Annotated in this window: 13 protein-coding genes; 11 read left to right on the top strand and 2 right to left on the bottom strand. The window is 60.0% G+C overall.

Annotated elements, in window-relative coordinates; all coding sequences use genetic code 11:
- Window positions 1–10: 10 nt before the first annotated feature.
- From AKL29_RS08420 to wecB, 8 genes are all read left to right on the top strand, one after another.
- A complete protein-coding gene (locus AKL29_RS08420) occupies window positions 11–1024 on the top strand; it encodes a class I SAM-dependent methyltransferase (RefSeq protein WP_050383800.1) in 1014 nt (337 codons plus the stop codon).
- A 143-nt stretch (window positions 1025–1167) separates the two neighbouring features.
- Window positions 1168–3084 carry an asparagine synthase (glutamine-hydrolyzing) gene (gene asnB / locus AKL29_RS08415; protein WP_050383799.1) on the top strand — a complete coding sequence of 639 codons (1917 nt, stop codon included), beginning with the start codon at window positions 1168–1170 and terminating at the stop codon, window positions 3082–3084.
- A 117-nt stretch (window positions 3085–3201) separates the two neighbouring features.
- Complete coding sequence (locus AKL29_RS08410; RefSeq protein WP_050383798.1) at window positions 3202–4485, top strand: nucleotide sugar dehydrogenase; 1284 nt, start codon at window positions 3202–3204, stop codon at window positions 4483–4485.
- Window positions 4486–4493: 8 nt separating this feature from the next.
- Complete coding sequence (locus AKL29_RS08405) at window positions 4494–5510, top strand: NAD-dependent epimerase (RefSeq protein WP_050383797.1); 1017 nt, start codon at window positions 4494–4496, stop codon at window positions 5508–5510.
- 36 nt (window positions 5511–5546) lie between these two features.
- Window positions 5547–6494, top strand: a complete 948-nt coding sequence (locus tag AKL29_RS08400; RefSeq protein WP_028343083.1) for an NAD-dependent epimerase/dehydratase family protein — start codon at window positions 5547–5549, stop codon at window positions 6492–6494.
- A gap of 14 nt (window positions 6495–6508) precedes the next feature.
- Complete coding sequence (locus AKL29_RS08395) at window positions 6509–7441, top strand: NAD-dependent epimerase/dehydratase family protein (protein ID WP_050383796.1); 933 nt, start codon at window positions 6509–6511, stop codon at window positions 7439–7441.
- 2 nt (window positions 7442–7443) lie between these two features.
- Window positions 7444–8502, top strand: coding sequence for an NAD-dependent epimerase/dehydratase family protein (locus AKL29_RS08390; RefSeq protein ID WP_050383795.1), 1059 nt, complete (start codon window positions 7444–7446; stop codon window positions 8500–8502).
- A complete protein-coding gene (wecB, locus tag AKL29_RS08385) occupies window positions 8503–9549 on the top strand; it encodes a non-hydrolyzing UDP-N-acetylglucosamine 2-epimerase (protein ID WP_050383794.1) in 1047 nt (348 codons plus the stop codon).
- A gap of 47 nt (window positions 9550–9596) precedes the next feature.
- On the opposite strand, the gene AKL29_RS08380 is transcribed toward wecB, so the two are convergent.
- A complete protein-coding gene (locus tag AKL29_RS08380; RefSeq protein WP_050383793.1) occupies window positions 9597–10991 on the bottom strand; it encodes a hypothetical protein in 1395 nt (464 codons plus the stop codon).
- Between the two features lie 469 nt (window positions 10992–11460).
- Here AKL29_RS08380 and AKL29_RS08375 point away from each other — a divergent pair, with 469 nt between their 5' ends.
- The 3 genes from AKL29_RS08375 to AKL29_RS08365 are packed head-to-tail and all read left to right on the top strand — an operon-like array spanning window position 11461 to window position 14101.
- On the top strand, window positions 11461–12522 hold the full coding sequence (locus tag AKL29_RS08375; protein WP_050383792.1) for a Gfo/Idh/MocA family protein: 1062 nt from the start codon (window positions 11461–11463) through the stop codon (window positions 12520–12522).
- A complete protein-coding gene (locus AKL29_RS08370) occupies window positions 12519–12986 on the top strand; it encodes an acyltransferase (RefSeq protein WP_050383791.1) in 468 nt (155 codons plus the stop codon). The genes AKL29_RS08375 and AKL29_RS08370 overlap by 4 nt, the downstream gene beginning before the upstream one ends.
- Before the next feature lie 17 nt (window positions 12987–13003).
- Window positions 13004–14101, top strand: a complete 1098-nt coding sequence (locus AKL29_RS08365; RefSeq protein WP_050383790.1) for a DegT/DnrJ/EryC1/StrS family aminotransferase — start codon at window positions 13004–13006, stop codon at window positions 14099–14101.
- Between the two features lie 35 nt (window positions 14102–14136).
- Here the strand turns inward: AKL29_RS08365 and AKL29_RS08360 are convergent, their stop codons facing one another.
- A complete protein-coding gene (locus tag AKL29_RS08360) occupies window positions 14137–14667 on the bottom strand; it encodes an HAD family hydrolase (protein WP_050383789.1) in 531 nt (176 codons plus the stop codon).
- Between the last annotated feature and the right edge of the window lie 166 nt (window positions 14668–14833).

The following is a 14833-nucleotide window of genomic DNA, read 5'->3' as shown; positions in this document are numbered from 1 at the left end:
ACTCGCCAGCATGAAGCCGATCGTTCCACTCATCTGCCCTGAGACGGGTGAATCACTGCAGCCATTGCCGATGTCCGACGACATCTCCAACCAGACAACGGCGCTAAAGGCATCCGGTGGTCGTACGTATCCCGTCGTCGGAGGTATTCCGCGCTTTGTTGCGCCGGAGAACTACGCCGCAGCTTTTGGGCTGCAATGGAAGACTTTCCGCAAGACCCAGTTGGACTCCTTTACGGGAACGTCGATCAGCCGGGATCGGCTGGAGCGATGTCTTGGCGGCTTCGATGCTGTTCGTGGTAAGAAAGTCCTGGAGGCAGGTTGCGGCGCGGGGCGGTTTACCGAGGTGCTGCTGTCGGAGGGCGCGGAGGTGTTTGCGTGCGACCTTTCGACCGCCGTCGAGGCAAACCTGGAGAACTGTGGGGGAAGGCCGGGCTATTTCGTTTGTCAGGCCGATATCCGCGCTCTTCCGGTTGCACCTCAATCATTCGATGTCGTGATCTGTCTTGGAGTCATCCAGCATACCCCCGACCCCGATGAGACAATCAGGGCCCTTGCGGCTCACGTTGCGCCGGGCGGGCTTCTGGTAATCGATCACTATCGATACAGTCACGAGGACATGACCAAGACGCGCCAGCGGCTGCGCAAATTCCTTATTCGGCAAGATGCAAAGCTTGCGATGAATTTCATCAAGACGCTCGTTGCGGTCCTGTGGCCCTTGCACCGCCTGAGTTGGCGCTACCGGAAGCTTCCGCTCGGCAGCAAATTTCGGCAGGCCGTCCTGTACTACTCGCCCGTTCTTGACTATCACGACTATTATGGACAACTGGGACCCAAGCTGCTCTATGCTTGGGCTGTCCTGGATACTCATGACGCGCTCACCGACCGGTACAAGCACAAGAGGTCGACGGAGCAGATTGCGCAAGCGCTCGATGCCATCGGACTGCTTGGAGTCGAAGCGAGCTACGGTGGGAACGGCGTAGAGGCGCGAGCTCGCGCTCCCGAGCTGTCTCCCGGAAGAAGTTGAGCTATCGAGTGTGGCCGCCGCGCCAAGCACGGAGGTAGCTTTCGAATCTCAGGACACTGCTTTCACGGCGTGGGATTGAACGGTCCGGCGCGACCGTGTGATTGCGCGCATTTCCTGAATTCGAAATAGCTTAGGGTTATCGTATGTGTGGAATTGCCGGCTTCCTGTCGCTAGGCTCCGATCCCTTTCCCAAGGGAGAGGCAGCGCTGCGCGCAATGTCCTCGTTGATCAGTCATCGCGGTCCCGATGGGGCCGGCGAGTGGACATCGAGGGACAAGCGCGTGGGCTTCGTCCACCGACGGCTCGCCATCATCGATCTGTCGACGAGCGGCGCGCAGCCGATGATTGCGCCAAACGGCACCGTCATTACGTATAACGGTGAGATCTACAACTACATCGAACTGCGCAACGAGCTGGCGTCCGGATGGGCGTTTCGCTCGACGTCAGATACGGAAGTGATCCTTGCCGCCTATGACAAGTGGGGAGACGATTGCGTTTCTCATCTGAGGGGAATGTTCGCATTCGCGATCTGGGACGAGAGAAGGCAAAGACTGTTCGCCGCACGAGACCGTTTCGGGATCAAGCCCTTCTACTATACGGAGCAGGACGGCACTCTATTCTTTGCATCAGAGGCCAAGGCCTTGTTGCCCCTGCTGCCGGAGATTCGCACTGACTCGACCGCGCTCGCGGAATATCTGACGTTCCAGTATACGATCGGTGCGAAGACGCTCTTTGCGCATGTCAATGCACTGCTGCCTGGGCATGTGTTCACCGTCGACAACGGAAATGTTCACGTTCAACGTTACTGGGACGTGCAGTATGTCGTCGATTTCGACCACAGCCCGAGATATTTCGAGGAACGCTTCAGGGAGTTGATCGCCGACTCCATGAATGTCCATTTGCGGGCTGATGTCCCGATCGGCGGCTACGTTTCGGGAGGGCTCGACTCGAGCCTCGTCGCCCTTCTGGCTTCGAGTCACGATCATCGCAATCGTCTCGCTTTCCACGGCCGCTTCACGGAATACCCGGGGTACGACGAGAGCCACTATGCGCAGGAAGTGGCCAACCGGGCCGACATGACGGTGCATATTGCGGATATCACCGCGGAGGATTTCAGACGCTCGCTGCACGATGTCATCTACCACCTTGATTTCCCGGTTGCCGGCCCGGGATCCTTTCCGCAATTCATGGTCTCCGCGCTCGCCGCGAAGCATGTGAAAGTCGTGCTCGGTGGGCAGGGCGGGGATGAGCTTCTTGGTGGTTACGCGAGATATCTCGTCGCCTACTTTGAGCAATGCATCAAGGCCGCCATGGACGGTACGTACCGGGAGGGAAATTACGTCGTTACGATCGAGTCCATCGTTCCGAATCTCGGGCTGCTGCGCGAATACAAGCCGATGATCAAGGAGTTCTGGCGCGAGGGATTGTTCGACGATCTGGACAAGCGATATTTCAGGCTCGTTGACCGCTCCACCGACATGGTCGGTGAAGTCGATTGGAAGTCGCTCGACAAGCCGCGTGTCTTTGAGGCGTTCCGCGAAATCTTTAACAACAAGGACAATGTGAGGAAGGAAGCCTATTTCGACAAGATGACTCACTTCGACTTCAAGTGTCTCTTGCCGGCATTGCTGCAGGTCGAAGATCGAATGAGTATGGCGCACGGGCTCGAGAGCCGGGTGCCTCTACTCGATCATCCCCTGGTCGAGTTTCTGGCGACTGTGCCCGCCGACGTGAAGTTCAAGGGCGGGCAGATGAAGCAACTGATGAAGACCGTCTATCGAGATATCTTGCCCGAGGGCATCTTGAGGCGGCGAGACAAAATGGGCTTTCCGGTCCCGCTGAAGGAGTGGTTTGAAGGGACGCTTCAGGAGTTCGTGACGGATATCTTCGATCAGCAGCGAGCGCGCCAGCGCGACCACTTCAACAGCGGCGTGGTGCTTGCGAACTTTCAGAGTGCTTCCCGCTTCTCGCGCAAGACCTGGGGCCTGTTGTCGCTGGAATTGTGGCACCAGCGCTTCCATGACCGGGCTGCCGAATTCAGAGCCATGGTTCGATCGTAGCCAGACCGACGCAGACACCCCGGGTGATGTTTGACAAAGGCGACTGCCATGTTATCGCATCATGCCGAATGCTCTCCATAGGCTTGGGGCCGCGCCAAGCTTAAATCAGGATCGAAAATGAGACACGGACGCAACATCGCTGTAATTGGGTTGGGCTATGTCGGTTTGCCTGTAGCCGTGTCGTTCGCACGATCGGGCGTGCCGGTAATCGGGTTCGATATTGACCAAAGACGCGTTGCCGAGCTCACGGCTGGTAACGACAGAACGCGAGAGGTTGAGGCGCGCGATCTGCGTCAGCCGTCGCTTGTCTTTTCATCCGATCTCGAGGCAATGGCGGGCTCCGATTTCTATATCGTGACGGTGCCCACGCCGATCGACGAGGCGAGACGCCCAGACCTGGGCGCCATGATCTCCGCATCGCGATCAATCGGCCGCGTGCTGAAGAAGGGCGATATCGTCGTCTATGAGTCAACGGTCTATCCCGGCGCCGTGGAAGAGGAGTGCATTCCGGTCCTGCAGGCGGTATCGGGGCTCAAGGCGGGCGAGGACTTCACGGTCGGCTATTCGCCGGAACGAATAAACCCGGGCGACAAGCAGCACCGGTTCGAAACAATCGCCAAGGTGGTTTCGGCGCAGGATCAGCGAACGCTTGATGTCGTTGCCGAAGTTTACGGATCGGTCGTAACGGCCGGCATTCATCGCGCGCCGACCATCAAGGTGGCAGAGGCAGCGAAGGTCATCGAAAACACCCAGCGCGATTTGAACATCGCCTTCATGAACGAACTGTCGCTGATCTTTCAGGCTCTCAACATCGATACTGCGGATGTGTTGTCCGCCGCACGGACCAAATGGAATTTTCTGCCGTTCCAGCCAGGGCTCGTCGGTGGTCATTGCATCGGTGTTGACCCGTACTATCTGACTTATCGCGCAGAGAAGGCCGGCTATCATCCGGAGGTCATTCTCGCGGGTCGGCGGATCAATGACGGCATGGGGCAGCGGGTGGCGCGAGAGTGCGTCAGGGGGCTGCTGCGACGCAAGGCGCAAAGCGGTGTAGTCACGGTCCTTGGACTCACATTCAAGGAGGACGTTCCGGACACACGGAACTCGCGGGTCGTCGATATTGTGCGCGAGCTGCAGTCGTTCGGCTTGGTGGTGCAGCTGCATGATCCTCTCGCAGATGCAGCCGATGCTGAGGAAGAATACGGAGTCAAACTCCTGCCGCTCAACGAGCTGCAATCGGCGGATGCCGTCGTTCTGGCGGTGGCCCACAACGAATACGCGACCGGCGGGTGGCCGCTGATCCAGCGGTTGCTGACCGATGGCAATGGTCTGGTCTACGATGTGAAGTCGACGCTTGATCGTGGCTCCAGGCCGGCCGGCATTGAGCTGTTGCGACTTTGAGTGCGAGCATGTCCAGCAAGGCAGTTCTTGTCACCGGGGCAGCCGGCTTCATCGGTTTCCACGTCAGTCAGCGCCTCCTGTCGGAAGGCCATGACGTGGTTGGCGTTGATAGTATCAACGACTACTACGATCCCAGTCTCAAGCTGGCGCGCCTGGATCTGCTCAAAAGCAATTCCCGTTTCAGTTTTGAAAAGCTCGATCTCGCTGATCGAGGGAAGGCGAAAGCGCTGTTCGATCGGTGTCGCTTTGCCAAGGTGATTCATCTGGCTGCGCAGGCCGGCGTCCGATATTCAATCCAAGATCCGCACGCGTATGTCGACGCGAATATGCAGGGCTTCCTTAACATTCTGGAGGGATGCCGGCACAACGGATGTCAACACCTGGTTTACGCGTCGTCATCCTCGGTCTATGGCGCAAACTCCAAGCTCCCGTTCTCGACCGAAGATGGCGTCGATCACCCGATCAGTCTCTACGCAGCTTCCAAGAGGGCAAACGAGTTGATGGCTCATTCCTATAGCCATCTTTACCGCCTTCCCACGACGGGGCTGCGTTTTTTCACGGTCTATGGCCCGTGGGGCCGTCCTGATATGGCGATGTTCATCTTTGCCAGATCCATTCTGGCTGGAGAGCCGATCCGGCTCTTCAATCACGGTCGAATGCGTCGGGACTTCACCTATGTCGACGACGTTAGCCAGGGCGTCGTTCGTCTCATCGATCGAGCGCCGCAAGGCCTCCAGAATTGGAACAGCGACAAACCCGACCGAGCGACCAGCAGCGCCCCGTGGAAGATCTACAATATCGGGAACAACAAGCCCGAGGAACTGACACATGTCATCTCGCTCCTCGAGAAGGAGTTGGGTAAGGTGGCGGTGAGGGAGATGCTGCCGATGCAGCCCGGCGATGTCGAGGCGACCTACGCCGAGGTCAAGGACCTTGAGCGGGATATCGGCTTTCGCCCGGCGACACCAATCGAGGAAGGTGTCGCGCGCTTCGTCAAATGGTACCGGGACTACTACCGGATTTAGCAACAGTACCTGACTCTCTCAAATCTGGGTAATCGGATGAAAATCTTTGTCACCGGCGGCGCCGGCCAGGTCGGATCAACCGTCATCGATATGTTCTTGTCGCGCGGCGACGAGGTGGTTGCGATCGATAACTATACGACCGGCCGGGCCGACAATCTGACCAAACATGAAAACCTGACCTTGGTCGAAGACACGATCGCGAATGCCGACGTGATCAATCGACTGTTTTCAGATTTTCGGCCCGAGATCGTCGTTCATACAGCGGCCTCCTACAAGGACCCGGAGGATTGGGGAACCGATGCTCTGGTGAATGCTGTCGGCACGGCAAACGTCGCGAAGGCCTGCAAGACCTTCGGCGTATCTCGCCTGATCTACTTTCAGACGGCGCTTTGCTATGGCACCAAGCCGCTACAGTCCCCGATCCCGCTCGATCATCCGATCAATCCCGTCAATTCGAGCTATGCCATCTCGAAGACGGCTGGCGAGAACTACGTGCAGTTTTCTGGCGTGGATTGGGTCACTTTCAGGCTGGCCAACGTAATCGGGCCAAGAAACGTATCCGGTCCGCTGCCGATCTTCTATGGCCGCTTGGCGAAGGGACAGAAGTGCTTCGTTACGCCGGCCCGGCGGGACTTTTGTTACGCGGGTGATTTGGCAAAGGTCGTTGTCAGGGCCGCCGATGGCGTCGGTCGCGGCACCTATCATTTTTCCTCGGGCAAGGACGTTGCGATCAAGGAGCTCTACGACGCAGTCGTGCGGGCAATGAAGATCAATGACTATCCGGAGCCCGAGGTTAAGCCGCTTGGTCCGGATGATGCCGCTTCCATCCTTCTGGACCCCGAACGCACGTTCAAGGACTTCGGCGCAGTTGAGTTCACTTCGCTCGATGAGATCGCCCGTCTGTCGGTTGAGCGCTGGCAGCGGGAGGGCGTCGTCGGCGGATACACACACCTGAAGGAAGCGCGTGCGGAAATCCGCACCTGATCGGATCAAGTTCGATGCGCATCATTATCACCGGCGGGGCGGGGTGCCTCGGCTCGAATCTTATCGAGCACTGGTTGCCGCAGGGTCACGACATTCTTGTCATCGACAATTTCGCGACCGGCAAGCGTGAGGTCGTGCCCGCGCTTCCGGGCCTACATCTCGTCGAAGGTTCGATTGCCGATCGTGATCTGGTAGCGAAGGCCTTTGCCGACTTTGCCCCAACTCACCTGGTACATTCGGCCGCTTCCTACAAGGATCCGGCAAACTGGCGCGAGGACATCGCGACGAACGTCGAGGGGACCGCGAATCTCATTGAATTCGCGCGGACCGCGGGTATTCGCCGGATCATAAATTTCCAGACCGTCTTGTGCTACGGGCGCCCCGAGAGCACGCCTATTGCCGTCGAGCATCCGCTGCGGCCGTTCACGAGCTACGGCATTTCAAAGGTTGCCGGCGAGCAATATCTGGCCATGAGCGGTCTGCCGTTCGTTTCCTTGCGCCTTGCGAACGTCGCCGGCCCGCGCCTCGCAATCGGTCCGATCCCGACCTTCTACAAGCGACTGAAGGCGGGACAGGCATGCTTCTGCACGGCTGCCTACCGGGATTTCCTCGATATGTCCGATTTCGTCGCCGCAGTAGACATTGCGATGGGCGACGGCGCGCCGACCGGCATCTTCAACGTATCCAGCGGGACGGGACATTCCATCAAGGACGTATACGATCTGGTCCGATCGCATCTTCAGTTGCCGGCCGATCCGGATGTCAAGGTGGTGCCTGTCGGAGAGGACGATGTTCCGTCCGTGGTGCCGGATCCTACCAGGACGCGAGAGATCCTCGGGTGGAAAGCAAGGGTTTCGTTTCAAGAGACAATTCGGCGGCAGCTCTCGTGGTACGACGCCCACGGAGTGACGGACGTCTACAGTCACCTGGCTGCACCTAAGGGGTGAAGATGAGTTCTTTCAATGGAGCCACCGTCCTGGTCGTTGGCGGGGCTGGATTTGTCGGATCAAATCTCGTCAAGAAGTTGCTCGAGCAGGCACCAGCTCGAGTCGTCATAGTCGACAACCTGTTGTCGGCTGACATTTCAAATGTACCAGACGATCCACGGGTCGAATTCATTCGGAGCTCCATCACGGATGACGCAGTTCTTGCGGCGTTGCCGGGAAATCTGGACTACGTCTTTCACCTCGCCTGCTATCACGGCAATCAGTCGTCGATCGCCGATCCGCTCGCGGATCACGAGAACAATACGCTCACAAGCCTGAAGCTCTTTGAAAGGCTCAAGAGCATTGGCTCGTTACGGAAGGTTGTGTACGCCGCCGCAGGCTGTGCCGTGGCCGAGAAGACCTTCCAGGGGGCCGAAGCGACGAGAGAGGATGCGCCGGTTTCTCTGTTTCACGACAGTCCGTACTCGATTTCGAAGTTGATCGGCGAGATGTACGGTAACTACTACTTTGCGCGATACAAGCTGCCTTTCGTGAAGGCGCGGTTTCAGAATGTTTACGGTCCCGGCGAGATCCTTGGCGCCGGCCGCTGGCGTGGAACGGTGCATACCGTCTGGAGAAACGTTACGCCGACTTTCATATGGAGAGCGCTGCACGACGAGGCCTTGCCGGTTGAGAACGGCGGGATTGCATCTCGTGACTTCATCTATGTGGAAGACATGGCGAGAGGATTGATGGCGTGCGCGCTTTCGGGCGAGCCCGGCGAAATCTACAATCTCGCCTCTGGCGTCGAAACCAGCATTCTTGAACTGGCGACCCGCGTGAATTCGATCGTCGGCAATGTGACGCCGATTGCGCTGACGCCGGCGCGGGATTGGGACAGGTCCGGGCAGCGCTTCGGCGATCCGGCCAAGGCGCGCGAGAAACTCGGCTTCGTCGCGACGGTGGCCCACGAGGATGGTCTTCGGAGAACCATCGATTGGACGCGCGCAAATCACGAGCGCATCATCGGCTGCATGCGAAATCACGTTGCGCAGCTGCCCGATGTCGCAAGGTATTCCTGAATGCTGAAGATTCTCACGGTTGTCGGCGCCCGTCCGCAATTCATCAAGGCGGCGGCTGTCAGTCGTGCGATCCGCGAGACCGACGGACTCACGGAAGTCATGGTGCATACCGGTCAGCATTTCGACCCGAACATGTCCGACGTGTTCTTCGAGGAACTGGATATTCCAAAGCCGCAGCATCATCTCGATATCCATGGCGGTGGTCACGCCGACATGACGGGACGTATGCTGATTGCGATCGAGCCTATCCTGCTCACGGAAAAGCCCGACTGGGTTGTCGTCTATGGTGACACCAATTCGACTTTGGCCGGCTCGCTCGCGGCGTCGAAGTTGCACATTCCGGTCGCGCACGTCGAAGCGGGGCTTCGTTCGTTCAATCGCAGGATGCCAGAGGAAATCAATCGGCTGGTAACCGACCATCTTGCCACGTTGAATTTCTGTCCGACGGCCGTGGCTGTTGCCAATCTCGCCGCCGAGGGCGTAACCAAAGGCGTACATCACGTCGGGGACGTGATGTACGATGCGACCTTGTTCGTAACGGATAAGGCCGAAGAAAGTTCGACCATACTCACCAGCCTGGGGCTGGTCCCGAAGACATATTCACTTGCCACGATTCATCGCGCTGAAAACACCGACGACCGGGAGCAGCTTCTGGCCGTCGTACGGTTTCTGCAGGATCAGTCGCAGAAATACCCCGTTGTTCTACCGCTGCACCCGCGCACCCGACAGGCGGCTTTGCGTATGGGAGTTGCTCTCGACGGCTTGAAGATCATCGATCCGGTCGGTTACTTCGATATGGCCAAGCTTCTGCACAACGCAATTGAAGTCTATACGGACTCGGGAGGCGTCCAGAAGGAGGCCTATTTCCATCGCGTGCCATGCACTACGCTGCGTGACGAAACCGAATGGACGGAAACGATTTCCCACGGCTGGAATCGGCTCTGGATGCAGCCGGCGCAGGCCGTTCGGCGCGAGATAGAGGAATATGGGACCGGTCGCGCGGCTTACAATGTCACGCGCTTGTTGAGTTCTGGCGGCTTGCCTTAGGTTGGTCGAGGCGGACTGCTGAAGCTTCGTAGCCTCCGCTGCTCGATTCAGTTCAGAACCACCGGCTGCAAGCTCGCATCCTGGTTGGCACCTTCACTTTGCAGACGTTCGCTTGACGCAGTCGTCGACGCTGCCGTCTGGTCGAATGCTGACCGCGGCGTAATGTACCAGAGCAGGAACAGCAGACCGGTGCCGTTCGTCAGCAGGGCGGTTGAAAGCGGCACATTGAGGAGAACCTGGGGGAGCAGCCCCGCGGAGAGCAGAACGAATTGCGACGGCAAGCCGGACGACAGGCGATTGCCGAGGGCAATGATCAAGCCGCAGCCCAGCGCGGATACCGGGGCGAGCACGAGGCCGACCGAAGCGACGCCTTCGGTGGCGAACAGCGAAGCGTTGAAGGCGCCGAGATCGTAGGCCTTGGCCATGACGGCCCATATCGGCTCGTCATAGGCGCAGGCAACCAGGAGCTTCAACGCGTTGATCTGGCAGAAATGGGTCAGCGGGTGCGCCGAGAAGTAGTTGTTGTAGACTTCAAGGGCGAGCGACGGGATCGCAACCATCCTGGTGTTGACGGTGCCGAAATAAACCAATGCGGGCTTGATTGGCAGCACCTCGGCCTTGACCAGGAAGAACAGGATAGTGCCGATCAGGATCGGCAGGAAAAACGACAGGATCGTCGTGACCCTGGCCTCAGCGAGGTTGCAGATCAGCGCTAGAAACAGCAGCCAGACCGGAGCAAACAGCGCCATCTTGGTCAGCATGATCGGGTAGAACATAAGCATGAGAAGCAGAGCGGCCCCTGCCTGCCAGATCCGCTTGCTGGCGACGAAGCAGGCGAAGGCGAAAGGCAACAGCGCGTTCGAGACGATCCAGACCGCATATCGCAGGACGCCCGGCAACGCGAGCTCCGCGCGATATTTGTAGATCTCGGCGAGATCGACCAGCTTGAGGTTGTAGAGAGACCCGATGCCGATGATCGCGACTGAGGCAATCAGGATGACGGAAGGCATCACGTGAAAGGCGCGCGCCGGCATGACGATAGCCTGCCGTACCGGCGCGGTGATGAACAGCACGGGGGCGAGGAATGCGAGCGCCGAAAGCACGATCGAGGCGAGCGCCAGGCGATGATCGTAATCGAGCACCGAAAATTCGATCAGCCAGAGATACCCCAGGACCATGATGTAGAAGTAGAAGCCGACGAGATAGCCAAAGCTGAAGCGACTGATTGCGAACAGGATGACGAGGGAACTGAACGCCAATACGTTGACGATCGCGGATGCCAGGTGTGCCTTGTCGAAGGCGATGACACCCGGGAAGGAATCGATGATCGTAATGCAATACAGCGAGATGCAGCAAACCACGACGTGGGCGTAGGCAAGCAGGGCAAGCTTGGCCTGGCGCCATCCGAAACCCGGCTCCAGCTGAATAACGCGATCGTTCATTCTCACCTACCGCCGTCTCGGGCTGCGCTTTTGGACTGTCTCGTGGATAGTCATCGTATTCGGCAGACTAACCCGCGATCGCCAACCGATGCCGCCTTTTGAGCCAGGGGCATGGCACGACGACGATAAGACGACAAGAACTATGCTGATCCTTCATTCTATTATTCCTGGTTAATAACGCAAATGCCGCTTGTTGCTCCGGGGGCTGGGGAGCGGTTGTCCCTGATCGGATCGCCGTTGCCCGGCGAGGCTTGTCGCAAGGACCTTTGCCATGCTCACAGAGGCCAAGCGCGCCGAGGCCGCGTGAAATCGTGGTGCCGCGGCCGCGCCGCCTGACTGGTGCATGGCCTTGCCTTACCCCGAGTTTTCTGGGTAATGGACGTTGTCGCGCGGCTCGCAAGGCCGCTTGTTCCCTCGGCTCTTCGGCAGGTTGCAATGGCCGGCCACGAGACAAGACAGGGCCTGTTGCATGATCAGATTTGGCCTGCTCGGATGCGGGCGTATCGCCAAGCGTCACTCCGATCTCCTGGGTGGCAATCACATCGAGGGAGCGAGCCTGGTCGCGGTCTGCGATCCGATCCGCGCACGCGCCGATGCGGTTGCCGGGAAGTTCGGCGTTGCGGCCCATTACGACATGGACGAATTCCTGGCGCGGAAGGACATCGATGCCGTCGCCGTGCTGACGCCGAGCGGGCTGCATCCCGCGCATGTGATCGCCTGCGCCAAGGCCGGCAAGCACACCGTGGTCGAGAAGCCCATGGCGCTGCGGCTGCAGGACGCCGACGACATGATCCGGGCCTGTGACCAGGCCGGCGTCAAGATGTTCATCGTCAAGCAGAACCGCTTCAACGTGCCCGTGGTCAAGGCGCGCGAGGCGCTCGACGCCGGCCGCTTCGGTAAGCTCATCCTGGGGACGGTCCGGGTGCGCTGGTGCCGCGACCAGGCCTATTACGACCAGGACGATTGGCGCGGCACCTGGGCCTATGACGGCGGCGTGCTGACCAATCAGGCGAGCCACCATGTCGACATGCTGGAGTGGTTCTTCGGCGACGTGGTGAGCGTGCATGCGCGCGCGGCAACGGCGCTGGCCAATATCGAAACCGAGGATACGGCCGTCGCAACGCTGAAGTTCCGCAACGGCGCGCTCGGGATCATCGAGGCGACCACCGCGGCGCGCCCGACCGATCTCGAGGGTTCGCTCTCGATCCTGGGCGAAAAGGGCACCGTCGAGATTTCGGGCTTCGCGGTCAACCAGATCCGGCACTGGCGCTTTGTCGACGAGCTGCCGTCCGACAAGGACGTCGTGGAGAAGTTCTCGGTCAACCCGCCCAACGTCTACGGCTTCGGCCATCAGGCCTATTATCACCACGTGGTCGATTGCCTCGAGAACCAGCGCGCCGCGCTGGTCGACGGGCTCGAGGGCCGCAAGAGCCTTGAACTGATCTCGGCCCTCTACGAGTCGATCGAGACCGGCGAGGAAGTCGCGCTGCGCTTCACGCCACGGCTGAGCCGGCTGGGCGTCGTTTCGTGAACCGGCCGGAGGTGCATCGGGCCAGCGTGCGCGATGTCGCGTTCGGCGAACGCGTCAAGATCGTCGAGCCGTGCAACCTCTATGGCTGCAAGCTCGGCGACGACTGCTTCGTCGGCCCCTTCACCGAAATCCAGCAGGGCGTGATCGTCGGGGCGCGCACCCGCGTGCAGTCGCATGCCTTCGTCTGCGAGCTCGTCACCATCGGCGAGGACTGTTTCGTCGGGCACGGTGTGATGTTCGTCAACGACACGTTCTCCACCGGCGGCCCGGCACGTGGACGCAAGGAGCTGTGGCGCGAGACGGTGATCGGCAACCGGGTGTCGATCGGCTCCAATGCGACGATCATGCCGGTCAGGATCGTCGACGACGTCGTCATCGGCGCCGGATCGGTGGTGACCAAGGACATCACGACGCCAGGCACCTATGCCGGCAATCCGGCGCGCCGGCTGCTGACGAGCCAATAGGCAACAGGGGAATATCGATGGCGGTGCCGTATGCCGACCTGCAACTGCAATACCAGTCCATCAAGGGCGAGATCGACGCTGCGATCGCCGGCGTGATCGGCGACAACGCCTTCATTCGCGGCAGCTATGTCGACGCCTTCGAGTGCGAATTTGCGGCGGCGGCCGAGGTCGCTCATTGCGTGTCCTGCGCCAACGGCACCGACGCGCTTTACCTTGCCATGCGGGCGCTGAAGGTGAAGCCGGGCGACGAGGTGATCACCACGGCGCATTCCTGGATCTCGACCGCGGCGATGATCACTCATTCCGGTGCCACCGTCGTCTTCTGCGACACCGACGAGGCGACGTTCACGATCGATCCGGCGGCCATCGAGGCCGCGATCACGCCGCGCACGGTCGGCATCATCCCGGTGCATCTCTATGGCCAGCCCGCGGATATGGACGCGATCATGGCGATCGCGCAGAAGCACAAGCTGTGGGTGATCGAGGATTGCGCCCAAGCTCATCTCGCGCGTTACAAGGGCCGCATGGTCGGCACCTTCGGCGAGGCCGCGACCTATTCATTCTATCCCGGCAAGAATCTCGGCGCGATGGGCGATGCCGGCGCGGTCGTCACCAACGACGCGGCGCTCGCCGAGCAGATGGCCATGCTGGCGCGCCACGGTGGACTGGTGAAGCACCAGCACCACATCGAAGGCATCAACAGCCGGCTTGACGGCATGCAGGCCGCGATCCTCTCCGCCAAGCTGCCGCATCTTGCCGCCTGGACCGCGGCCCGGCAGGCGGCGGCCGAGGTCTATGATGCCGGCCTCAACCAGATCGAGGATGTCGTGGTGCCCGAGGTCGCGCCGGCGCGCAGCCACGTCTATCACCTCTACACGATCAGGCATCCGCGCCGTGACGCGCTCGCCGCCCATCTCAACGCCAACGGCGTGCAGACCGCCATCAACTATCCCACCGCGCTGCCGTTCCTGCCGGCCTATGCGCGGTTCGATCACCGGCCTGAGCAGTTCCTCAATGCGCATCGCGATCAGGGCCGGATTCTCTCGCTGCCGATGTTCGCCGAAATCACGCGCCAGCAGCAGGACGAGGTCATCGAGCTGATCCGGAAGTTCTGATCGCGATCGCGGCCTCGCGCCTGACGCTGGGGTCTTCAGCTCCCGAGCAGCAGAGGCCTCAGGAACTTTTCCAGATTGGAGCCTGAGAACAGGTAGCCCTTCAGCCCGGCCGCACGTGCCGCCTCGAGATCCGTCGGCTGATCGCCGACCAGAAAGCTGCGTTCGACGTCGACCGGAAAGCGTTCCAGCAGATCATTGATCATGCCCGGCGACGGTTTGCGCCGGTGGCTGACCTGCCGATATCGTTCGACCGTCCCTTCAGGATGGAACGGGCAGTATTCAAAGGCGTCGATATGCGCGCCGATCCTGCCGAGCTCATCGGCCATCCAGTTGTGAAGCTGCCGGACGTGTGTCTCCTCGTAGAGACCCCTTGCGACGCCTGACTGGTTGGTCACGACGAACGCAAAATACCCCATGTCGTTGACGGCCTTGACCGCCTCGCGTGCGCCGTCGATCCAGACCAGCCTGTGGCTTTCGAACAGATAACCGATGTCCTGGTTCAGGACGCCGTCCCGATCGAAGAAGACGGCCGGCCTTCGCGGCTGATCTCCGGAAGCGCTGCTCATGAGGTGATGATCCGTCCGTCTCCACGGGGCACGAGCTAGCTCAATAGTTCACAACGCCGCGCGCGACAAATGCGGACTGATCAAACGCCGGGTGATCTCAAGGCCTAACGCTCGTCTGCAATCACCTTGCCGTCGTTCGGCAGCGAGCCGGTGCCGACCAGCTCGA

Origin of the sequence: Bradyrhizobium pachyrhizi (assembly GCF_001189245.1) — a bacterium.
GTDB lineage: Bacteria > Pseudomonadota > Alphaproteobacteria > Rhizobiales > Xanthobacteraceae > Bradyrhizobium > Bradyrhizobium pachyrhizi.
Note: the sequence above shows the minus strand (reverse complement) of the source record. Positions and strands in the feature narration are given on the sequence as shown.